22 protein-coding genes and 1 pseudogene are annotated in these 23,694 nt (G+C 30.3%); 15 read left to right on the top strand and 8 right to left on the bottom strand.

Going from position 1 to position 23,694, the window contains the following annotated elements; translation table 11 throughout:
- Positions 1-150: 150 nt before the first annotated feature.
- The 5 genes from CX675_RS10845 to CX675_RS10825 are packed head-to-tail and all read left to right on the top strand — an operon-like array spanning position 151 to position 4,159.
- Positions 151-1,005, top strand: a complete 855-nt coding sequence (locus CX675_RS10845; protein WP_130735262.1) for a DUF6268 family outer membrane beta-barrel protein — start codon at positions 151-153, stop codon at positions 1,003-1,005.
- Positions 1,006-1,008: 3 nt separating this feature from the next.
- On the top strand, positions 1,009-2,025 hold the full coding sequence (locus tag CX675_RS10840) for a kelch repeat-containing protein (RefSeq protein ID WP_130735261.1): 1,017 nt from the start codon (positions 1,009-1,011) through the stop codon (positions 2,023-2,025).
- Positions 2,018-2,335, top strand: a complete 318-nt coding sequence (locus tag CX675_RS10835; protein ID WP_130735260.1) for a DUF4907 domain-containing protein — start codon at positions 2,018-2,020, stop codon at positions 2,333-2,335. The genes CX675_RS10840 and CX675_RS10835 overlap by 8 nt, the downstream gene beginning before the upstream one ends.
- A 26-nt stretch (positions 2,336-2,361) precedes the next feature.
- Positions 2,362-3,444, top strand: a complete 1,083-nt coding sequence (locus tag CX675_RS10830) for a sensor histidine kinase (RefSeq protein ID WP_165396023.1) — start codon at positions 2,362-2,364, stop codon at positions 3,442-3,444.
- Positions 3,434-4,159 (top strand): LytTR family DNA-binding domain-containing protein, encoded by a 726-nt coding sequence (locus CX675_RS10825; RefSeq protein ID WP_240723632.1) that lies wholly within the window; start codon positions 3,434-3,436, stop codon positions 4,157-4,159. Before CX675_RS10830 ends, CX675_RS10825 begins: the two co-directional genes overlap by 11 nt.
- Before the next feature lie 9 nt (positions 4,160-4,168).
- Here the strand turns inward: CX675_RS10825 and folK are convergent, their stop codons facing one another.
- Entirely contained in the window at positions 4,169-5,308 is a 1,140-nt protein-coding gene (gene folK, locus CX675_RS10820) for a 2-amino-4-hydroxy-6-hydroxymethyldihydropteridine diphosphokinase (protein ID WP_130735258.1), read from the bottom strand.
- A 119-nt stretch (positions 5,309-5,427) separates the two neighbouring features.
- Here folK and sppA point away from each other — a divergent pair, with 119 nt between their 5' ends.
- The 7 genes from sppA (at position 5,428) to CX675_RS10785 (ending at position 13,601) form a co-directional block, all read left to right on the top strand.
- On the top strand, positions 5,428-7,194 hold the full coding sequence (gene sppA, locus CX675_RS10815; protein WP_130735257.1) for a signal peptide peptidase SppA: 1,767 nt from the start codon (positions 5,428-5,430) through the stop codon (positions 7,192-7,194).
- A 91-nt stretch (positions 7,195-7,285) separates the two neighbouring features.
- Positions 7,286-7,993 carry a queuosine precursor transporter gene (locus CX675_RS10810; protein ID WP_130735256.1) on the top strand — a complete coding sequence of 236 codons (708 nt, stop codon included), beginning with the start codon at positions 7,286-7,288 and terminating at the stop codon, positions 7,991-7,993.
- Between the two features lie 101 nt (positions 7,994-8,094).
- Positions 8,095-10,713: an AsmA-like C-terminal region-containing protein gene (locus CX675_RS10805; protein ID WP_130735255.1), complete on the top strand. Its 2,619-nt coding sequence runs from the start codon at positions 8,095-8,097 to the stop codon at positions 10,711-10,713.
- Positions 10,714-10,888: 175 nt separating this feature from the next.
- Entirely contained in the window at positions 10,889-11,311 is a 423-nt protein-coding gene (locus tag CX675_RS10800) for an META domain-containing protein (RefSeq protein ID WP_130735254.1), read from the top strand.
- A 6-nt stretch (positions 11,312-11,317) separates the two neighbouring features.
- Complete coding sequence (locus tag CX675_RS10795; RefSeq protein ID WP_130735253.1) at positions 11,318-12,097, top strand: META domain-containing protein; 780 nt, start codon at positions 11,318-11,320, stop codon at positions 12,095-12,097.
- A gap of 15 nt (positions 12,098-12,112) precedes the next feature.
- The gene (locus CX675_RS10790; protein WP_130735252.1) at positions 12,113-12,592 is read left to right on the top strand and encodes a hypothetical protein; all 480 of its coding nucleotides are present in this window, start codon (positions 12,113-12,115) and stop codon (positions 12,590-12,592) included.
- 109 nt (positions 12,593-12,701) lie between these two features.
- Entirely contained in the window at positions 12,702-13,601 is a 900-nt protein-coding gene (locus tag CX675_RS10785; RefSeq protein ID WP_130735251.1) for a T9SS type A sorting domain-containing protein, read from the top strand.
- A gap of 59 nt (positions 13,602-13,660) precedes the next feature.
- Here CX675_RS10785 and CX675_RS10780 read toward each other — a convergent pair whose 3' ends face one another.
- On the bottom strand, positions 13,661-14,452 hold the full coding sequence (locus CX675_RS10780) for a DUF2797 domain-containing protein (RefSeq protein WP_130735437.1): 792 nt from the start codon (positions 14,450-14,452) through the stop codon (positions 13,661-13,663).
- Positions 14,453-14,550: 98 nt separating this feature from the next.
- On the opposite strand from CX675_RS10780, the gene CX675_RS10775 reads away from it, so the two are divergent.
- The 3 genes from CX675_RS10775 (at position 14,551) to CX675_RS10770 (ending at position 18,022) form a co-directional block, all read left to right on the top strand.
- On the top strand, positions 14,551-16,074 hold the full coding sequence (locus CX675_RS10775) for a GH3 auxin-responsive promoter family protein (RefSeq protein WP_130735250.1): 1,524 nt from the start codon (positions 14,551-14,553) through the stop codon (positions 16,072-16,074).
- Between the two features lie 20 nt (positions 16,075-16,094).
- Positions 16,095-16,241, top strand: coding sequence for a hypothetical protein (locus tag CX675_RS19795; protein ID WP_165396022.1), 147 nt, complete (start codon positions 16,095-16,097; stop codon positions 16,239-16,241).
- Between the two features lie 188 nt (positions 16,242-16,429).
- Positions 16,430-18,022, top strand: coding sequence for an OmpA family protein (locus CX675_RS10770; RefSeq protein WP_130735249.1), 1,593 nt, complete (start codon positions 16,430-16,432; stop codon positions 18,020-18,022).
- A 69-nt stretch (positions 18,023-18,091) separates the two neighbouring features.
- Here the strand turns inward: CX675_RS10770 and clpX are convergent, their stop codons facing one another.
- From clpX to CX675_RS10740, 6 genes and pseudogenes are all read right to left on the bottom strand, one after another.
- The gene (gene clpX / locus CX675_RS10765) at positions 18,092-19,324 is read right to left on the bottom strand and encodes an ATP-dependent Clp protease ATP-binding subunit ClpX (RefSeq protein WP_130735248.1); all 1,233 of its coding nucleotides are present in this window, start codon (positions 19,322-19,324) and stop codon (positions 18,092-18,094) included.
- Positions 19,325-19,384: 60 nt separating this feature from the next.
- Positions 19,385-20,044 (bottom strand): ATP-dependent Clp endopeptidase proteolytic subunit ClpP, encoded by a 660-nt coding sequence (gene clpP / locus CX675_RS10760; RefSeq protein ID WP_130735247.1) that lies wholly within the window; start codon positions 20,042-20,044, stop codon positions 19,385-19,387.
- 80 nt (positions 20,045-20,124) lie between these two features.
- Positions 20,125-21,450 (bottom strand): trigger factor, encoded by a 1,326-nt coding sequence (gene tig / locus CX675_RS10755; RefSeq protein WP_130735246.1) that lies wholly within the window; start codon positions 21,448-21,450, stop codon positions 20,125-20,127.
- 140 nt (positions 21,451-21,590) lie between these two features.
- Positions 21,591-21,938 carry a phage holin family protein gene (locus CX675_RS10750; protein ID WP_130735245.1) on the bottom strand — a complete coding sequence of 116 codons (348 nt, stop codon included), beginning with the start codon at positions 21,936-21,938 and terminating at the stop codon, positions 21,591-21,593.
- A 110-nt stretch (positions 21,939-22,048) separates the two neighbouring features.
- On the bottom strand, positions 22,049-22,738 hold the full coding sequence (locus CX675_RS10745) for a hypothetical protein (RefSeq protein WP_130735244.1): 690 nt from the start codon (positions 22,736-22,738) through the stop codon (positions 22,049-22,051).
- A 7-nt stretch (positions 22,739-22,745) separates the two neighbouring features.
- Positions 22,746-23,694, bottom strand: a pseudogene (locus CX675_RS10740) (hypothetical protein); the annotation flags it as partial.

The following is a 23,694-nucleotide window of genomic DNA, read 5'->3' as shown; positions in this document are numbered from 1 at the left end:
TAAAGCATCGTATCGATACTTTGGTCTTTTACTTCTTTTTAAAAAGAATAGAATAAATCGTAGCAAGTATAGATAAAAAATAGCTAGAAGTATATCTTTTTTTCACTCTCTCTTCGTATCAGATACTTTTGGCGAACAATGAAATTTAGTATGAGGAAATATCAATTATTTATAATAATGTGGAGTGTTTGTAATGTTTTTTCCCAAAGTAAAAGTAGTATAGCGTATGAACGCAGTTACGCGGTAAATGATGCTGTAGTAAATACAACTACAGATGCTATCGGTTTTACCATCGATTTTAAAAATGATTTTTCGGTTTTTACACGTTATCAAAATACCACGCTCGATTTGTTTTCTCCTGTAAATTTTTATAGTAATGAGGCTATAGAAAACTTGCATTCGATTGATTTGGGTATCAAAAAGAAACTACTGTTAGGAAATCGTTCTAGTTTTACTTTTTTAGCTAATCCGCAAGTACGAACAAACGACTTAGAGGCAATACAAAGTCGGGCTTTCCATTTTAATGCCACTGCCATTTTTGGTCGAAAACTAACAGAAAAATCGCAATTGAATCTAGGGGTTGCCTACGGAAACTTACTAGGTTCTGCTCGCTTCTATCCTGTTTTTGACTATAATTATGAGTTTAATAAGCAATTAAAAATAAGCGTGGGGTTTCCGAAAACCAATCTACAATGGAATTGGTTTACCAAAAACCAACTCGATTTCGCTGTAGCCTATGACACCTATTATACGACAACAACTAATGCTTTTTCTAGAATGACAAACAACACCTTTTTAGAATATGAATCGTTGTTTTTTTCAAAAACTAAAGCCTCACTTACTTATAATTATATTTTTCCTAATGATAGTAAGGTGTACTTATCATTGGGAAAATCATGGAATAATAAACTAAAAATTGAAGAAAACAATACACAATCGAACAGTTATGATTTTAGCAATCATGTAATGTTATCGATGGGAATTAAGTTTAATCTAAATAAATAAAAAATGATACCAAAAGAAAAAGATCTTAGAAAAGTAAAACGACTTGTATTAACATTACTCCTTACGACTACTTTTTTTAGTTGCAATAGCGATGAAGATGACGACGATGATATAGGAAACTGGGTAACGGCTGCAACATTTGATGGTATTGCCCGAAGTAATGCGGCTAGTTTTATAATTGGAGATAAAGGATATGTGGGCGTAGGTTATGATGGCGATAATTATTTAAATGATTTTTGGGAATATAATTTGGAAGGTGGCTATTGGATTCAAAGGGCAAACTTTCCAGGAGAAAAAAGAAGTGCTGCTTCTAGTTTTGCAGTAGGAAATTATGGCTATATAGGTGCTGGATATAATGGCACAACAGAGAAGAAAGATTTTTATCAATATGATCCCACTACTAATTCTTGGTTACAAATAGCCGATTATGGTGGAGATGTTCGTAGAAATACGGTTTCATTCAATTCAGACAGTTATGGTTACGTAGGATGTGGTTATGATGGCGTGAACGATAAGAAAGATTTTTGGAGATACGACCCTACCACAGATAGCTGGATAGAATTATTTGGTTTTGGAGGAAACAAAAGAAGAGATGGAGTTACTTTTAGAATTCAGAATAAAATATATATGGGTACTGGTAAATCTAATGGGGTAAACCTGAGAGATTTTTGGAGCTTTGATTTAAATACTGAAGTATGGACAAAATTAAGAGACATTTCGGTAAATAGCGACGACGATTATACTTCAGAATACACTATAATTCGAAGTAACGCAGTAGGCTTTGCATTAGGCAATTACGGTTATGTATGTTTAGGTACACCTAATGTAACCACTTGGCAATATAATCCTGCAACCGATTATTGGCTTAAAAAAACCACATTTGAAGCGGTTACCAGACAAGATGCCGTGGCTTTAAACTTTAGCGATCGCGCTTTTGTCTTATTAGGTCGCTCCAGTAATTTATATTTAGATGACATGTATGAATTTAAACCTTTTGCAGAACAAGTAGATAATGATTAAAAAAAGTAATACTATAATTTACATTATATTTGTGTTAGTATTTGAACTGTTTACGGCTTGTAAAAACAAACCTGTTGCTTTTGATGGAACGGTATTTGAAATGGGACAAAACAAGTATGGCTATGAAGTCTATTTACAAGGCAAACTATTTATTAGACAGGAAAACATTCCTGCGATTGAAGGAACTGTTTCTTTTAAAGACAGTATTGATGCACTAAGAACCTTAGACTTAGTTTTAGAACGATTGAATAACGGAGAAACAGCTGCATTATCAAAAAAGGATATTCAACAATTAAAAATTAAAATTTGATCTCTAATTTTAATAAAAGGATGTTTTTGAAGAAGAATTACCAAACTAAATATGTGATACATTTTTTAGTTTGGTTTATCTTCTTTTTAATTCTGATGTATGATTACTTCTTTAACAATGGTCCTTTTAATTATTTTCTCTTTATTCTTTTTCTAGTTTGTGTTTGTATCTTTTATATTAATTTCAATTTTCTAGTAGAACGGTTTATTGTCAAAAAAAAGTGGCTATTATACACGATTATATTACTAATTTTATTTGGTTTAACCTATACTGTTATTAGTATTGCCAGTGTAAAGTTTGATTATTTACGAGCTAATTTTAGACCTCCTTCTATTCCTGCTAATGGAATTAGAACTAATATTCCTGCTAATGAAATCAATTTGGTTAAAAGAGAACCACCAATGCATATTTTACCAAACGTTGTCATCTTTTTATTTGTCATTTCTATTAGTTCTTTTTTAAAATTATATGAGTTTCTAAACGAAAATTTTAAACGTCAAAAAGAAATTGAAAATGAAAATAGAATTACCGAATTGAATTTTTTGAAAGCACAATTAAATCCGCATTTCTTTTTTAATTCGCTCAATACGATTTACTTTCTTTCTATTGTACAATCACCCAAAACACCTCAAGCTATTTTAAATTTATCCGATTTAATGCGCTATATGCTTTCCGATAAGAACAACACACCTATCGATAAAAAAGTAGATTTGCAGGAAGAAATAGAGTATATTAATAATTATATCGAATTACAAAAATTACGAATTACTAGCAACAATACTATTAATTACAAAGTGGAAGGTAATTTAAAATCGGTAAAAATTTATCCTTTACTGTTTATCTCTTTCATCGAAAATGCTTTTAAATATGGCGTACATCCTGTTTATGAAGAAGAAATTCTAATCGAATTTAAAATTAAAGATGGTATTTTAGATTTTAATGTGGAAAACCAAATTCATTTTCAGAAAAAATCATATGATTCGTTTAGTTTAGGAAATGAAAATTCGATAAAAAGACTAAATTTATATTATCCAAATAATAGTTTGGTAATCAAAAACAACAACAATAAATATCAGGTATCAATCAAAATCGATTTAAATGAAAATTAAGGCAATTATTATTGATGATGAACCGCTGGCAATAGAAATTCTAAAAAAGTATGCTGATACAATCGACAATTTAGATGTAATACAAACTTTTACAAATCCTATTGAAGCTATTCGTTTTATTGCAGAAAACACAATCGATTTGATTTTTCTAGACATTGAAATGCCTATGATTAATGGGGTCGATTTAGTAGAATCTTTAAGTGTGAAACCAAATATTATTTTTACAACTGCTTTTCCTCAATATGCCGTAGATGGTTTTAATCTGGATGCTGTTGATTATCTTTTAAAACCTATTTCATACAAACGTTTTTTAAAATCGATTAATAAAATTTATAACGGTTCTTTTCCACAACAAGAAGAAATTTTGGAAACCAATTCTATTTTTACAAATAGTAGCGAAAATAAATTTATTTTTATAAAATCGGATTACGAAAACATCAAAATCACCATTCAAGACATCAAGTATATCGAAGGATTAAAAGATTATTTAAAAATTCATCTTACAAACGGCAAATCGGTTTTAACCTTATCTAATTTTAGCAATATTTTAGAAAAAATAAACCATAAAGATTTTATACGAGTTCATAATTCGTATGTGGTAAATTTAAATCATATTAAATCCATTCAAAAAAATAGAATCGTGATTGATGCTTCTAGAATTCCTATTAGTGAAACCTACAAAAAAGATTTTTTTGAAAAAATCAAATTACAATAAATTTGCTAGTTATACTTGCTGTAATTTCTCCTGAATTTTTGCTAATAAAAACACATAATCTTCTTGTCTTTTTACAAAATCCAAATCAGAAACATCTATAACAAGTACATTTAAATTAGTTTGAGTTTTAATATAATCAAGATATCCTCTATTGATTTTTTCTAAATAATCTGCCGGTATTTCTTGTTCATAACTACGACCTCTTTTTTTAATATTGGCTAAAAGGCGTTCGGTACTTTGGTACAAATAAATATACAAATCGGGTTTTGCGGTTTCCCGATGAATAATATCAAACATGGTTTTATACAAACGAAACTCGTCCTCTTGCAGTGTAACTTTGGCAAATATCAATGACTTAAAAATATGGTAATCAGCTACTATAAAATCTTTAAATAAATCAAATTGTGCTAAATCATCTGTTAATTGTTGGTATCGATCCGCTAAAAAAGACATTTCCAAAGGAAAAGCATAGCGGTTTTGATCTTTGTAAAACTTCGGTAAAAATGGATTATCTGCAAAACGTTCTAAAACCAATTTAGCATTACAATCTTCCGCTATTTTAGTAGCCAAAGTAGTTTTACCAGCACCTATATTTCCTTCAATAGCTATATAGTTGTATTGCTGTAAACCCAATTTTTCCACTGGAGAAACTAACGTATGTATTACTTTACATTCACTTGTATCTGTCGTTTCTGCAAGGAGTTCTTGTAGTGTTTTTTTTAGTGTAGGGTGAAACCAATCGGGTTGCACTTCTTTTAAAGGCAATAATACAAAGTTTCTGTGTTGCATTTGCGGATGCGGAATTTGTAACGTATCAGTTGTTATAATTTCTTCATCATAAGTAATAATGTCTAAATCGATAATTCTAGCTTCATATCCTTTTCCTTGTGTACGTACACGTCCCATTTGTTTTTCTATTTTTAACAACTGAGACAATATTTTTGGAGCGGTTTTATATGTATGTAAAGTAAGCACTGCATTATAAAAACTATCACTTTCAAAACCCCAAGAAGGTGTTTCATATACTTTAGATACTTTTACCACACTCGCCACTTGTTCGTGTATAAAAACAATTGCTGAACTGAGGTTTTCCAAACGATTGCCCTGATTACTTCCTATAGAAACCTGTATTTGATGTTGTTTTTTCATCTTTAGCAAAATAACAAACAATTTTAGACTTATAATTTCTATTTTCTATTTTTTTATGAACATGTAACTTTTTCTGCTTTTATAAGACATATAGCTCATATAAATTAAATGGATAGAAAATGAAATTTTTAGGAAATGTAGTAGCCACTGTAATTGGAATCTTTGTATTCTGTATGGTGTTTTTTTTCGGGCTTATCTTTTTAGGTGCTATAATGGGAGGAGATAAAGATACCGTTAAGGTAAAAGATAATTCAGTTATCAAATTAGATTTATCAGAAGTAAATCTGGATTATGGTGGAAAAATTAACATTGAAGAATTCAATTATTTTGAGACAAATCATGATGGTTTAATCGACATATTACAAGCTATTGATGCAGCTAAAACCGACGATAAAATCAAAGGAATTTCTATTTTAAATAATGAATCTAGATTAGGAATGGCACAAAGTAAAGCTTTGAGAGACAAACTTGAAGATTTTAAAAAATCGGGCAAATTTGTTGTAGCTTATTCTAATTACATTTCTCAGCGTGATTATTATTTAAATTCGGTTGCAGACACATTATATTTAAACCCAATCGGAGAATTGGAATTCAAAGGGTTGTCTTCTGAAGTTTTATATATGAAAGAATTACAGGAGAAAACAGGGGTAAAAATGGAAATCATTCGTCATGGAAAATACAAAAGTGCTGTAGAACCATTCTTAGCACAAGAAATGAGTCCAGAAAACAGAGAGCAAATTACAGTTTTATTAAATTCTATTTGGAATACAATTGCAACCGATATTTCAATAAGCAGAAATATTTCTGTAGATAGTTTAAACAGTATAGCCAATTCTTTAGGAGCACGCACTCCACAATTGGCTTTAAACAAACACATGATTGACAAAGTGGCTTATGAAGATGAATATCACAAGGCTATAAAAAAACAATTAAAAGTAGCTGATGATAAAGATTATGAAACAGTAGACATCCTTAAATATGCTAAAAAAGTAGCCACTTCATCTGTAGATTTTTCAGTAAAAGACATTATTGCTGTAGTGTATGCACAAGGGGAAATTCAAGGTGGTGAAGGAGATGTAAATGTTATTGGTGAAGGTGCTGTAAAAAGAGCTTTAAAAGAAGCTAGAGAAGATGACGACGTAAAAGCCATTGTATTACGCGTAGATAGTCCTGGCGGTAGTGCTTTAACTTCAGAATTGATTTGGAGAGAAATTGAAATTACTAAAAAAGTGAAACCTGTGGTAGTGTCTATGGGTAACGTAGCCGCTTCAGGTGGGTATTATATTTCTTGTAATGCAGACCGAATTTTTGCTGAACCAAGTACCATTACAGGTTCGATAGGTGTTTTTGGTATGCTACCAAATATGAACGAATTAGGAAAGAACATTGGTATTAATGCAGAACAAGTTAAAACACATGACAATGCTTCAGGATATAGTTTGTTTGAACCAATTGACGACAACTTTAAAGCATTTACATTAGAAAGTATTGAAAACATTTATAGTACTTTCTTAACAAGAGTAGCAACTGGTAGAAAAATGACTACTGAACAAGTAGACGCTATTGCTCAAGGCCGTGTATGGACTGGAACAGACGCTATAAAAAATGGTTTAGTAGATGAATTAGGTGGTTTAGATGATGCCTTAAAATATGCCGCAAAACTAGCTAAAATAAAAGATTTCAGAACAGAGAATTATCCTGAATATGACAAATCGATACATGATATCCTTAACAAGTTTGCAGGTATTTCTATGTTCCAATCGAAAGAAGCTTTATTAAAAGAACAAGTTGGTGAAGAAGCATTCCGTTTGTTAGAACAAATTAAAAGAGCCAATCAATTAAAAGGTGTTCAGGCAATGATGCCTTTCGAACTTCAGATAAAATAGTTTTTATTTATAAAACTAGTTTAAAAAGCTATTTCTATCTTTACGAAAGAAATAGCTTTTTTTTGTAACATTGTATTCTTAAATTTGAGCAATGGCTTTACAAAACAAATTTTTAGCGCAACGCATATATTTAATTCTGGCTAGTTTATTTATCTGCTCTTTGGTGGTTTCTAATTTAATTTTTCAAAAATTCTTTTACTGGTATCCTTTTGGAAATGTAACCGTTTTTGGAACCAAATTATTCCAAATTTCAGTTGGAATAATTCCCTATCCAATTACTTTTTTAATCACTGATATTATCTCTGAAATTTATGGTAAAAAGAAAGCGAACCAAGTGGTTACAACTGGTATTTTTGCATCGGTTTTTTCTTTGGGAATTATTTATGTAGCTAATCTCGTTCCTGCTATAGAAAACTCTCCTGTTTCAGATGCTCTGTTTACCAAAGTTTTTGGACAAACTGCATTGGCAGTAATCGCCTCAATGTTAGCGTATCTATTTGCTCAATATATCGATATACAAGTGTATCATTTTTGGAAGAAAGTAACTCAAGGAAAAAAACTTTGGGTACGAAATAATTTCTCAACCATAACTTCACAAGCTATTGATACTTTTTCTGTATTACTACTCTTGTGCTGTTTTGAAATCCTAAATTGGAGTTTGTTTATTCCGTTATTTATCAGTGGTTTCCTTTTTAAAATATTTATTGCGCTAATTGACACTCCTTTTATGTATCTTGCAGTGTATTTATTTCGTAAAAAATTTGACTTGAAAGTGAATGAAGAGCTGCTAATTGACTAATTGAAATAATGTAAAAATTTATCAGAATGTTAATATATTATTTTTCATTTTGGTAGTACATTTGTAAAAACTAACCTGTAAATCTTCAAAATCTTATTACTATGGCTAAAAAATCCACATTCAAGAAAGTACTCAAAATAGTTGGGATATTTCTACTTGTAGTTGTAGTTGCATTAGCAGCAGCACCTTTTATTTTTAAAGATAAAATCAAAGCACTGGTTTTAAAATCGATAAATGAAAATGTAGATGCTACTGTTGCATTTGAAGAAGTAGATTTAAGTTTGTTCAGGAATTTTCCGAATGCAAATGTTACTATCGACAAATTAAGTATTATTAACAAAGCCCCTTTTGAAGGTGATACGCTTTTTTATGCTGGTGAATTGAACTTAAAAATGAGCATAAAAGAATTATTTAAAGGAGATAACGAGCCAATGAATTTACAAGGTTTTAGCAGTACGAATGCTATTGTAAATGTGATTTTCAACAAAGATGGTTTAGGAAATTTTGACATTGCTCTTAAAAATCAAGAAGAAGAGGCTTCTACTGAAGAAAGCAAGCCTTTTGCTTTAAATATTCAAGAATATGCCATCAATAATTTACGTTTTACCTTTTTAGACGAAGGTGCTAAAATGAAAATGGTATTGGATAGTCTTAACCATACTGGAAAAGGAAATTTTGCCCAACAAAAATTAGATTTAGACACTAAAACAAGTACTAAAGTTTCTTTTGAAATGGACAGTACTAATTTTATGAAAAATGTAACCTTGTCTTTAGATGCAGTTTTAGGCATTGATTTAGATAACAGTAAATATGAATTTAAAGATAACAAAGCATTAATCAATCAATTACCTTTAGAATTCAATGGTTTTATCCAAATGTTAGAAGACGGTCAGTTATACAATTTAACATTTAAAACCCCAACTTCAGATTTTAAAAATTTCTTAGGACTTATTCCAGAAGCTTATGCAGGAAATATCAGTCAAGTAAAAACAACTGGAGAATTTAGAGTAGGCGGAAAAGTTGATGGTAAATTAACAGAAACCACCATTCCTAAATTTAATATCGAATTAGCCTCAGACAATGCCTCATTCCAATACCCAGATTTACCAAAATCAGTGAAGAATATTGTGATTGACACGCATATCGTAAACGAAACAGGTGCTATGAATGACACGTATGTTAACTTAGACAAATTATCTTTCTCTATAGATCAAGATGTATTCAATGCGAAAGCATTAGTTAAAAATCTTACAGAAAACCCATTGGTAGACGCAGCTTTAAAAGGAACAATTAATTTAGCGAATGTTACCAAAGCGTATCCTGTACAATTAGACAAACCTTTAACAGGTATCTTAAAAGCTGATGTTACTACCAAATTTGATATGAAATCAGTAGAAACTAGTCAGTATCAAAATATTCAAAATGCAGGAAACGTTTCTTTAAGCGGATTTAAATATGAAGGTCCAGAAATGGCAAAACCATTTGAAATCGTAAATACATCTTTAACTTTCAATCCAAATCAAATTCGCTTGAATGAATTTGATGCAAAAACAGGTTCTTCAGACATTCAGGTTACAGGTGGATTAGACAATTTATATGGTTTTTTATTCAAAAAACAAGTTTTAAAAGGAAGTTTCGATATGAATTCGTCTCGTTTAGTAGTTTCAGATTTCATGTCGCCAACGACTACTACTTCAGATGACGGTTCAAAAACCACTACAGAAGCTGTAAAAATCCCTTCTTTCTTAGATTGTAGTATTTCTGCTAAAGCAGGAAGTGTGGTATATGATAATTTAGATTTGAAAAATGTAAGCGGTAATTTAGCCATAAAAGATGAAGCTATTTCGTTAAGCAATCTTAAAATGGATGTTTTTGGAGGAAGCATTGGGTTAAATGGTATGGTTTCAACCAAAGGAGCAAAACCTACTTTCAACATGGATTTAGGATTGAATGCTGTGAATATTGCCGAATCGTTTACACAAGTTGAAATGTTGAAAAGCATTGCTCCTATTGCGAATATAATTAATGGTAAACTAAATTCTACAATTAAGCTATCTGGTAATCTAACAGACGACATGACACCTAACTTAAAAACCCTTTCAGGTGATTTAGCTGGCCAATTGTTGTCGACAACTATTAATGAGAAAAATTCTACTTTATTAACTGCTTTAAGCTCGAATGTAAAATTCTTAGATGTAAGCAAATTAAACTTAAACGATATAAAAGCTTCTTTATCATTTAAAGATGGAAAAGTAGCACTAAAACCATTAAATTTAACCTACCAAGACATCAATATGACTGTAGGAGGAACACACGGTTTTGATCAAACCATGAATTATGATGTTAAGTTTGATGTACCAGCCAAATATTTAGGTACAGAAGTAACTAGTTTATTAAGCAAATTAACTCCTGCAGATCAGCAAAAAATTGAAAGTGTACCAGTAACGGCAAATTTAACAGGTAACTTTAGCAATCCTGCTATAAAAACAGATTTGAAACAAGCAACAACAAACTTAGCTTCTCAAATTGTAAAAATGCAAAAAGAAAAATTAGTAAACGAAGGAACAAGCGCATTGACTAATTTATTCAACGGTACTAAAGATAATAGTACTGCAACCGCTACAGACACGACTAAAACCACCACTCCGAAAGAAAATATTAAAGAAGGAGTTAAAAACGTTCTAGGTGGTATATTAGGCGGTAAGAAAAAGAAAGAATAATTTTTACACCAATTTTATATTTCAATCCCTATTTCATGATGAAATAGGGATTATTTTTTAGTATATTTGAGAGAACAAACAAAAAATAGTGTGTCATTTTAGTATACATTAAAGAAATAAGTCATTTCAATTACCTCTGTATTATTTCTTTTCTAGCTAAAAAAAAATTAAAAACATGAAAACAAAAAAAAATTCTTTACTCATTTTAGTAATAACAATTCTAGTCTCTTGTGCCACAAAAAAAGAAACCAATGGTAGCATGCTTTACAATACTACTTGGGAATTAGAGTATCTATCTGGCCCTCGAATTGCCTTCGATGGTCTTTTTCCAGACAAAAAACCTTACATCGAATTTGACAAAGAAAAACAAGAAGTAAGAGGTAATAACAGTTGTAATGGTTACTCAGCAAAATACACTTTAAACGATACCACCATTTCATTTGGAGAACCAGGACCTACTACCATGATGTATTGTGGAGAAGGAGAAAAACAATTCCTAAACATGATGCAAAAAATAAATCAATTTCAATTTGATAACGAAGGAAAGCTCAATCTTATGATTAATGATGTTGCCATGATGCGTTTCAAGAAAAAATAATTACTAATGAAACGAATTCAACTGATTAAAATCGTACTGGTCAGTCACCTACTCTTAGCTTCTTCCTGTCCAAAAGAAAATAAGAAGAAAACATCCGAAGAAAAAAGTAAGGCAAAAGAAATCATTACCACTATTGAAAAAAACAACCTCCCTTATTTTAAAGCGCAAGGTACTGAACCCTTTTGGGGACTAACATTATCTGAAAAAGAATTTGTTTTTACAACTCCAGAGGACACGATAGTATTACCTGCTGTAGCACCCATTGTAGCAGCAGATCATAATGTAAAATTATTCCGTTCCCAAAATGACGCTCATTCATTTGCTATTGAAATAATACAAATGGAATGCACAAATGCGATGTCTGGTAAAAAATTTCCTTATCGAGTTACACTTTCCATCGATCAGAAACAAACTACATGGATAGGTTGTGGAGCTTACATAACCGATTATCGTTTGCATGACATTTGGGTGTTAGAACAATTAAATGGTAAAAAAGTAGACGCTACCGATTTTAGTAAAGAATTTCCTCAACTTGAAATTAAAGCCCAAGAAAATACTTTTTCTGGTTTTGCGGGATGTAACCAAATGCAGGGTCGTTTATTTTTTGAACCCAAAAAAATACGCTTCATTAATGTAGTTACTACAGAAATGGCTTGTGAACCCACTAACAAAGAAACCGAATTTTTAAAAGCGTTAAGTAGCACTACTACATATACCATAGAAAACAATAGACTATACCTTTCGAATCCAAACAAGAAATTATTAATTTTAAAAAAAATCGATTAATTAAAAATAGAAACTATGAAAAAACTATCTTATTTATTTTTTACAATAACTCTACTAATGAGTTGTAAAGAAAAAACTACTGAAGAAGTGACAATAGAAGAACCTGTGATAGAAGAACAAACAATACCCGAAGAAACGAATTCAACTTCTCTTTTGGAACCAACTTGTTATACTTACAACCAGAATGGAAATGCCATTGAAATGAAAATTACAACGGTAGCAGATAGTATTAAAGGAAACTTAAAAATTGCTTATGCAGAAAAAGATGGCAACCAAGGTACTTTCGCTGGAACATTACAAGAAGACAAACTTATTGGCATATACACCTTTACTTCTGAAGGCACAGAAAGCAAAAGAGAAATGGCATTTTTAATTAAAGACAATCAATTAATAGAAGGTTATGGAGAAATGGTCGATGGTACAAAATTTAAAGATGTTACCACACTTTCTTATACTTCTACCATGCCTTTAACCAAAGGAGCTTGTTTAGAATAAATTTGTATTGATTTTAAATTTGCATAAAATAACAAAATGTACATTTTAATTATAAATAATTAACATCTAAAATATTTAGGTTTACAACTCATTTAAAAACATATATATTATGAACAAAAATTATTTATTATTATTTAGCTTATTATTATTTAATTTTTCCTTTTCTCAATGTCTAATTAGTGGTCCTTCAACAATAAACGTTGGAGATACAGTTGTTTTCTCTGTTCCCACAGGAACAGCGCAATGCACCGAATGTTATGATTGGGATGTAAGCAATTCTTCTGTTGCTTCAATTGTGGGTTCAGATCAAAATAACACAGTATCTATACAAGCATTAACTGCTGGAAGTTTCATTCTACAATTAACTTATTTTGATGAAACAGGCTGTCATACTTGCTCTGTTGAAGTAAACTGCATTATTGTACCTAATTGCTGTACCCCAACGTTAAGTGGTTTTTATGAGTGTAGACCTAATGGTACTGGAGGAGGAACTATGGTTTTTGAAAGTCCTTCTAATTGCGAAGTCGACTGGAGTAAAATATCTAGTATAAGTGTATTATTAAATGGAGGAACATTTACCACTTCTCCGTATTCAGGTCAATCATCTATTACTTTAAATGGCCCTTTTTCAGGTTCATTCAATTTATCATTTTCTGGTCAAAATTGTACGGGAGGAAGTAGTGTAGGTGTAGTTGCAGACATCTATTTCAATAATGGGTGTTCACATGTACAAATATTTGAAAACTTTTTTGACCAAGGAACTCCTTTTGAAAATGCTGACAAAAAAATACAAGTATATCCAAATCCTTCAAAATCTGAAATTAATTTTAAAGGAAAAAATTTATCTGAATACAGATTAGATTTGTATAATTCTAAAGGTGATGTAATTTTGAAAAATGTAAAAATTGAAAAAGCAATCTCTATAGAAAAAGAAAAAAATGGATTATATTATTACATTTTAAAGAATGAAAATGGAGAAAAACAAGATGGTAAAATAATTAAAGAATAATTAATTCACAAAATAAAAACCTATTTTAAATTTAAAATAGGTTTTTATTTTTACTATTATTACACACTCATTTTTACCACATAACCTTCGTAAGAACGAATATTAAAAACTGTACCGTCTTCAAAAAGTAAGTACTGCCCTTTTATACCCATTACCTTTCCATTGTATAGTGGCGTTTTGTCTAAATTAAGACTATTTACTTTTTTTGGATAATGTAATACAGGAAACTCCAAATCATATATCTTTTCTTGTTCCGCAAAATAAGGAAGTACCTCCTTAGGAATCCAATCTTTTGTTTTTTGCCTTTCTGCTTGCAAATCGGCTGGAATAACTTCATTTTTAAGCATTTTCTGCCAACTTGTTTTATCTGCAAAGTGATTTTTTAAAGCTACTTCTGTAATACCTGCCAAATAACGATTCGGCACCTCAACAATTGGAACAGCCTGAATTGCTCCTTGGTCAATCCAACGGGTAGGCACTTGTGTTTTTCGGGTAACTCCAACTTTCACTTCACTTGATAGTGCCAAATAAACGATATGAGGTTGCAATTGTACTCTTTTTTCATATGCTAAATCTCGATCCTCAATATCGAGATGAGCCGTACTCAATTCGGGTTTCATAATCCAATCTCCTACAGCCGGGCTTGTCATAAAACAATCATAACAAAAGCCTTGTCTAAAAATCTTCTTGGCTTCACCACAATTCAAACATTGGTAACCTTGAAACGCAATTTCTATTTCTTTGTTTAGTAACTGATTCACATTTAAAAAACTATCTTCAAAAACTAAATAATACTGAATCGGATGTGCTAATTCCGTTTGCATCTTTTGAAGAACTCCTTGATATATCATGTGCTTTTTTTCTTTTAATGAGTTTTGATTTAAAAAAAATGTTATTTTTGGTAAAGTTATCATTCGTATTTTATAATTCATAATTTGTAATTCTAAAAATGGCATTTCCTATTATTAATTCTATTGCTTCATGGATTTTAAAAAAGCGAATTCATCAGATGGAATTGTTTTTAAAATATCCTCATGAAGTTCAGGAAGAGTTGCTGATTAACTTAATTAAATCGGCAGAAAACACCATTTTAGGCAAACAATATGATTTTTCATCTATAAAAAATTATCAAACTTTTGCAGAAAGAATTCCTATTTCTACTTATGAAGATTTGGAACCATTGATAGAACAAACCCGAAAAGGACAACAAAATGTATTTTGGCACACCCCTATAAAATGGTTTGCAAAATCAAGTGGTACTACCAATGCAAAAAGTAAATTCATACCAGTTAGTACTGAAACCCTAGACTTATGCCATTACAAAGCCAGTAAAGACCTATTATGCCTATACTTAAACAACAACGAAGACTCGCAACTGTTTACAGGGAAAAGCTTACGATTAGGAGGAAGCAAACAATTATATGAAGATAACAATACTTTTTTCGGAGATTTATCGGCTATTTTAATTGATAACATGCCTATTTGGGCCGAATTTAGCTCTACTCCTAGTAATAAAGTGTCTCTTATGGGAGATTGGGAAACCAAATTACCTGCTATAATTAATGAAACCATTCAAGAAAATGTAACGAGTTTAGCAGGTGTACCCAGTTGGATGATGGTTCTATTGAACAAAACATTGGAAACCACAGGCAAAGGCAATCTAATAGATATTTGGCCTAATGCAGAAGTCTATTTTCATGGTGGTGTTAACTTTGAACCTTATAGAGAACCTTATAAAAAATTATTTCCAAAAGATAATTTCAGGTATTATGAAATTTATAATGCCTCTGAAGGTTTCTTTGCTATTCAAGACAGGAATGATTCAAATGAGTTATTACTCATGCTCGATTATGGAATTTTTTATGAATTTATTCCTATGGATACTTTTGGCACTTCCCATCAAAAAGCCATTCCGCTAAACCAAGTTGAAATTAATAAAAATTATGCCATTGTAATTTCTACAAATTCTGGACTTTGGAGATATTTAATAGGCGACACTATTCGTTTCACATCAACCAGCCCGCATCGCATTGTTGTTACTGGTAGAACCAAACATCATATTAATGTTTTTGGAGAAGAATTAATGGTGGAAAATACAGACAAAGCAATAGCTAAAACGTGTCAGGAATTACAATGTGAAGTAATTGATTATACTGTGGCTCCTGTATTTATGAAAGAGAAAAAGAAAGGAGCACATGAATGGATTATAGAATTTAAAATACAACCCAAAAGTATCTCCTCTTTTACCGCTTTACTAGACAAGAACTTACAACTCCTAAACTCTGACTATGAAGCTAAAAGACACAATAACATGACTTTAAACCCGTTAATTGTTAATGTAGCTCGTTCTAATCTATTTTATGACTGGTTAAAAGAAAAAGACAAATTAGGCGGTCAACATAAAATTCCAAGGCTATCTAATGAACGAATTTACTTAGAAGAATTATTGCAACACCAAATGTACCAAGTATAAAGAAACCAAAAACCTAGATTATGAAAAAAATTATAGCACTCTTACTTTTTACTGGACTATTTTTTAGTTCTTGTGGACCAAAAAGATACAAATGTGGTCCGTATAGAAAATGTCAAATAGAATGGAAAGAAACTCAAAAAATAGTTTCAAATAAATCATATTGTTAATTGAAATTTTTAAAATAAGTTAAAAAACTGATTATTAAATCTTTAACACAAATACAACTTATTAATTCCAAACGATTCGTTTTCAAAGCTATATAACGAGTTTTTTTAACAATTAACCGATTATTCTTTTTTTATGGGGTAATTCGACTTAATATTTGCAACTTCATAAGTCTAATTAACCTATTACCATGAAAAAATTACTGTTATGTGTTTTTTGTGTTCCTTTTTTTGGAATGAGTCAGGACAGTTTTATTGATGATTCGCCTACAATTAACAGTTTAGCATTAAATAACGATTCATTATTAAAATTTATACTAACTGACACTGGCATTAACACAGAGTTATCAGAAATTGGCGCAACTTTTTTCAAAGATAAATTTCTTATTGTTTCAAACAAAAAAAGAAGACATACCAAAACCACTTTTAATGAAAGCTTAAGCCAGTTTAATAATAATATTTATTGTACCAATGTAGACAAAAACGGTAATTTGTCTTTTCCTCTACAATTTTCAACGGTTTTAGATTCAGATTTTAACGAAGGATCGATGACTTTTGCTAACGACGACAAAACAATTTATTTTACGCATACTACAGAAAATTCAAATAATTTTAAATTATATAGTGCTAATTTAGACCTTGAAATTCAAGGATATTGGAAAGACGTTAGAGAAATTCCAATTACAACCAATGACTTTTCTGTAGAAACACCTTTTTATAACAAAATTGATAATACCATTTACTTTTCATCCAATATGCCAGGTGGTTTTGGAGGTTATGATTTGTATGTGGGACACATTAAAGCTGATGGGACATTAGAAAATATTAAAAATCTTGGAAAAGAAGTCAATTCAGATAAAGATGAAAAATATCCTTTTGTAACTCCTGAGAACAACTATATTTATTTTTCTTCCACTGGTCATGATACTTTTGGAGGATATGATGTTTTCAGAAGCTCCATAGTTGAAAATTCTTATATAAATACTAGAAACTTAGGTTCTGGTTTAAATACTACTAAAGATGAAGTAGGCTATATTTTAGTAAGTAAAAATAGAGGTTATATTTCTATTAACAAGGAAGACGATAAAGACAACTTTGATGTATATCGTTTCGATATACATCAACAAGAACAACAATTGAATATTGTAGTGGTAGAAACTAATTCTAAAATTAAATTACCAAACGCTTCAGTTGTAATTACAGATGAATTTGGGCAAGTAATCAAAGAGACGAAAACCAACGATAAAGGAGAAGTAAAATTAATTATAGAACCTTTAACAGCTTACAATATTTCAACAAATAAAGAAGGCTACGAACCTAATGCAAATGCCGTAACTGCTTCAACACAAAATAATTTTGTAACTGAAACAATTAAGATGAATCAAAAAAAGGCAGAAATTGTTGACGATGCTATTGTTATTGAAAATATTTTCTTTGATTTTAATAAAGCTACTTTAAAAGAAGAATCCCGTTTATCTTTAGATAAAGTGGTGACTGTTATGAATGAAATACCTGAAATGACTTTGACAATTAATGCTCACACAGACAATAAAGGTTCTGATAAATACAACTTGCTTTTATCTCAAAAAAGAGCAAAATCTGCTTACGACTACTTAATTACTAAAGGTATCAATAAATCAAGATTATCTCATAATGGTTATGGAGAATCTAAACCTTTACATGATTGTGGTTCAAATTGTACTGAAGTACAAGATTTAGAAAACAGAAGAATTGAATTTAAAATAAACAAAACAATAGAGGTTACTGATGCTTCCGAGAATTAGAAACTTTCACAATGTGCTATAAACAAAAAAGCCCGATTAAAATCGGGCTTTTTTAATTTTTTTATTTTATTAAGATGCTGTTTTTAAACGTTGTAATAAATTCTTATTTAAGCTATGCTCAGCAAATTCTTTAGTTACATGCAATTCTTTCTCAGAAGAGCCTGGTAAATCAAACATTACATCTGTTAAAATAGCCTCACATAAAGAACGAAGTCCTCTAGCTCCTAGCTTATATTCTAAGGCTTTATCCACAATAAATTGCAAAGCATCTTCAGCAATTGTAAAAGCCACATCATCCATTTCAAACAATTTTTTGTACTGTTTTACTAAAGCATTTTTAGGTTCCGTTAAAATAGCTCTCAATGTTTCTGCATCTAAAGGGTTCATATAAGACAATACAGGCAAACGTCCTATTATTTCAGGAATTAATCCAAAATCTTTTAAATCTTTTGGAATCACATATTGCAATAAATTATCCTTATCAATTTCATTAGCATCTTTTGAAGTGCTATAACCAACAGCTTGTCTATTTAATCTTTTTGAAATTATTTTTTCAATTCCATCAAAAGCCCCACCCGCAATAAAGAGAATATTTTGAGTGTTAACTTCAACAAATTTTTGATCAGGGTGCTTTCTTCCTCCTTTTGGTGGTACGTTTACAACTGTCCCTTCAAGTAATTTCAATAGAGCTTGTTGTACTCCTTCTCCAGAAACATCTCTTGTAATCGATGGATTATCGCTTTTACGAGCAATTTTATCAATCTCATCAATAAAAACGATACCTCTTTGAGCACGTTCTACATCATAATCAGCTGCTTGAAGCAAACGTGTTAAAATACTTTCTACATCTTCACCTACATATCCTGCTTCAGTTAATACTGTAGCATCTACAATAGCCAAAGGAACATTTAACATTTTTGCAATCGTTTTTGCCACCAATGTTTTTCCTGTTCCCGTTTGACCTACCATGATGATGTTACTTTTTTCAATTTCAACCTCATCATCTGACTGCGTCTGCATTAATCTTTTGTAATGATTATACACCGCTACACTCATGACTTTCTTGGTTTGGTCTTGCCCAATAATGTATTGATCTAAAAACGACTTAATTTCTTTTGGTTTCAATAAAATTAAATCCGATAAAAGTTCGGTCTTGCCGCTTTGCCTCAATTCTTCTAAAACAATCCCATGTGCTTGTTCTATGCATCTATCACAAATATGTGAATCTATACCTGCAATTAATAAATTTGTTTCTGGCTTTTTTCTTCCACAAAAAGAACATTCTAATACTTCCTTTGCCATCTTTTGTAATTTAGTAACTAGAACTTAAAATATAGTATTTAAAATTCTAAAAACTGATTGTTATTTTCTTTCTAAAACCTCATCAATCATTCCATATTCTTTTGCTTCAGCAGCAATCATCCAATAGTCTCTTTCACTATCCTTATATACTTTTTCATACGTTTGCTTTGAATGATGAGAAATGATTTGATATAATTCTTCTTTTAACTTCAACATTTCCTTTAAGTTGATTTCCATGTCAGTTGCAACACCTTGCGCTCCTCCAGACGGTTGATGTATCATCACTCTAGAATGTGGTAAAGCAGATCTTTTTCCATCTGCACCAGCACATAATAATACAGCACCCATTGATGCAGCCATTCCAGTACAAATAGTGGCTACATCTGGCTTCACTAATTGCATCGTATCATATATTCCTAAACCAGCATAAACGCTTCCTCCTGGAGAATTAATATAAATACTAATATCTTTAGAAGCATCAGTACTTTCTAAAAATAATAATTGTGCTTGAATAATGTTTGCCACATAATCATCTACTCCAGTTCCTAAAAAGATGATTCTGTCCATCATTAAACGTGAAAAAACATCCATTGAAGCAACATTCATTTGGCGTTCTTCTATAATATATGGAGTCATGCTACTAACAATTTTATCGTAGTACAAACTATTTACTCCATGGTGCTTAGTTGCATATTTTTTAAATTCTTTTCCGTAATTCATTGTAACTTTATTATTGGTTTATAAACTAAGAACGTCAAACCAAAGTTTGACGTTCAAAGATAATTATTTTTTATGAGATTTTATTCTCCATACATCTCTTTAATAAACTCCTGGTAGTTTACTTTTTTAGATTTAGCTTTAATTTTATCTTTAAACAAAGTTAACATTTTCTCACTCATAACTTGTTCTGATAAACGTTTTACCTCTTCTTGATTAGAAAGCACTCTAGCAACAATCCCTTCTACTTCTTCATCTGTTGGGTTTAATTGACCAAATTGAGCCATTTGCTTTTTAATCAATTCAGCAGTATGTGCTTTTAAGTCTTCAAACTGAATTTGTAAATTATTAGTAGCGATAATTTTATTTTCAATTAACTGGTAACGTAATCCTTTTTCAGATTTTACATATTCTTCTTCTGCTTGTTCTGGAGACAAAGGGGTTTCTCCTACTGTTTGAATCCATTTTTTCAAGAAAACTGATGGCAACTCAAATTTTGTATTTTCAATTAACGATTCAATTACATCATTTAAGAATTTTTGATCTGCTTGTTGTGCAAACTGACCTTCTGCATCTTCTTTTATTTTTGTTCTTAGCTCTTCAACAGAAGCAACATTTCCTTCTCCAAATAATTTATCAAATAATTCTTGGTTTAATTCTGCTTTTTCAACAGCATTGATTTCTTCAATAGTAAAGTTTACAGTAACGTCTAAACCATGAACATCATCATGAGAAACTTTCAAATAGTCCATTAATTTATGGTCATCATCAAAAAGCCCTTTGGTTTCTAATGCTACTACATCACCTACTTTTTTACCTACAAATTTCTTTGCTGTTTTTTTATCATTAAAGATATCTAATGTAATTGTTGTTGTATTATTAATTCCTTTCTCTTCATTTGAAAAAGTCCCTCTTAAAGTATGGTCCTCTGCTACTTTATCCTGAGAAATCATTTTCCCATATTGTTTTTGAATACGCTCTACTTGTTCATCTAACATGTTATCATCAGCCACAATATCAAATTTAGTTACATTAGATTTACCTTCTAAATCTACTGAAAAATCAGGAGCTAATCCTAATTCAAATTCGAATGTAAAATCATCTTTATTCCAATCAAAATCTTCTGTTACTTTTGGAAGTGGGTTTCCTAAAATATCTAATTTTTCTTCAACTAAATAATCATTTAAAGAAGATTGTAATATTTTGTTTACTTCATCTAAAAGTACTGCTTTACCATATTGTTTTTGAATTAAACTCATTGGCACAGCTCCTTTTCTAAAACCAGGTATGTTAGCATTTTTTCTATAGTCTGCTAATACTTTTTGCACTTTATCTGCATAATCCTCTTTAGTAACTGCAACCGTAACAATTGCATTTAAAGCATCAACTTGCTCTCTTGTAATATTCATTATATTATTTTTTATTGACATGAAAATTGGGTTGCAAAATTAATTATTTTTTACAACTCAAGCAACTTTTTAATCAACTGAATTTCAATTCTGTAAATTTTATTCCGAAACTTCTGATAGATATTTCTTAACAATAGGCTTTATTGTTCTTTTTCAATAAAAATACCATTTAAAATAGATTGACAAACAGACAGAATAATACTAAATAGAAAGGCTGTCCAAAAACCAGATACCGTAAAACCACTTACAAAATAATCCCCAATTAAAATAAGTACAGCATTAATTACTAAAAGAAACAAGCCTAGTGTGAGAATTGTTGCTGGAATTGTTAAAAGGATGAGTAGCGGTTTTAGAAAGGTATTTAACAATGCCAGCACCACAGCTACTATAAAGGCGCTTTTATAACTTGCGACAGTAATTCCAGGCAAAAAGTTAGAAATAACAACCACTAAAACCGTTGTGATTAAAAGTTTGATAAGTAATTTCATTTTTTATTTTAAAGATAAAAAAAAAGACACCTAAAAGATGTCTTTTTAAATTAAAATTATATTCTCTTTATAAATGATCTCCATGTTTTTATTATAATTATTCCTAAAATTCACTTTATCACTCTAACGTCAACTTTATTTTTACTTTTAATAATTCCATTAAAAATTTCTATATTGTTTTTTTCCAAATTCATTAATATATCATTAGGTAGGTTATTCTTATAACCAGCACTATCGCTTACCATAGATACAGTTGCATAATAATTTTTATTTCTTTGAATATCAGCATATATTCTATTTCCTAATGGTTTTGTTACATTTCCTTTTGATAAATTTATAGCAAACTCAAAATATTTTTCTTCACTTGGATATATATAGAAATTTGATATTTTATCAAACAAAGCATAGTATTGTAATACTTTATTATATCCTAATCTCTTACTTTGTGATTCAATAAGACTAGTTTGATAAACTCTACAATTCAAATCTAAATCATTATCTCTACTAAAATTTGGCAAATATTTTACTTCTTTACCACTAGAATCGAATAGCCTTATATCAATACCTTTATAGGAAATAGAAGGTCTATTATAAATTTCATTAAATGAAATTTGATTAATATAATATTTTTTATTACTATTATTAACAACTTTGAATTTCACTACATTTATTGTGTCTTTCTTATATGAGTTATCAAATGTATATAAATTATCATTTAAGATTTCTATATATATATCCTCATTTTTGTTACATGAACAAATAAATAATAATAAAAATATCATTAAAATTACATTTTTCATAAATTAATTATTTTATATGTTTAGTTAATGCTTTATATTTTAAATAATAACCTTTTATTTGTCCATCATTATTACCCATGTAAATTTCAAAAGCATAAGCATCTCTTTCCATAATATCAAAAATAGAATGTTTGTTTTTTGAATACCATTTATCATACATCCCTGAAAGATATTGCCATCCATGTCTAAATTCATGAAACAAAGTAGATGCTAATTTATAATTATTAAAATTACTTTCTTGATTTATTAGAACAACTCCATTGTCATATTTACCAGTTTCTGCTTTAAATTCGTAATTAAATTTAGGAGAACCTGATTTAACATACCAATCTCTTAATTCCTCAACATTATCTAGCAAATCATCAATACCCTGTTGATTAAATACTGGTTTAGCATAAGGATCAATAATAAACTTATCATTAGAATCTTTTTTAAATCTAGATAATAATGTTTTTCTAGCTTGTAATTTATGCAAAGCATGATTCAATCCACTCACCACTAAACCAGTTGCCGCTCCTCTCCAAAAATTTCCTCCGGTTAATACCGCTCCTGCACCTCCACTAAGGGTTCCAAAGGTCAAAATACCTACTGTGCTTTGTGAAAAACTTCCCCCAAGACCATTCCAAAAACTATCTGTACTATTAACATATCCTCCATTCCATAACCCAGACGCCATACTTGCTAATGTACCACTTGCAAAACCTTGATAAAAATCTCCTCCTTGTACAACTCCTAATGTACCTTGCGTAATCCCGTGTGCTAGAGTTTGAAACACAAATCTTGATCCAAACTCGCAAATACCTTTTGCTCCTTCACCAACACCAAAAGTAGCTGCACCACTAACCGCACCTATAAAAGAAGCTTTTAAAAGCCCTCCAAAAGAAAAAGGTGTGTGTCCTATCCATGCACTTAATGTGTAAGTAGTAGCACTAATAACTGCACCTACAACAACTGCT

The sequence above is a fragment of the Flavobacterium sp. J27 genome (genome assembly GCF_004303025.1).
In the GTDB taxonomy this organism is placed as follows: domain Bacteria; phylum Bacteroidota; class Bacteroidia; order Flavobacteriales; family Flavobacteriaceae; genus Flavobacterium.
Note: the sequence above shows the minus strand (reverse complement) of the source record. Positions and strands in the feature narration are given on the sequence as shown.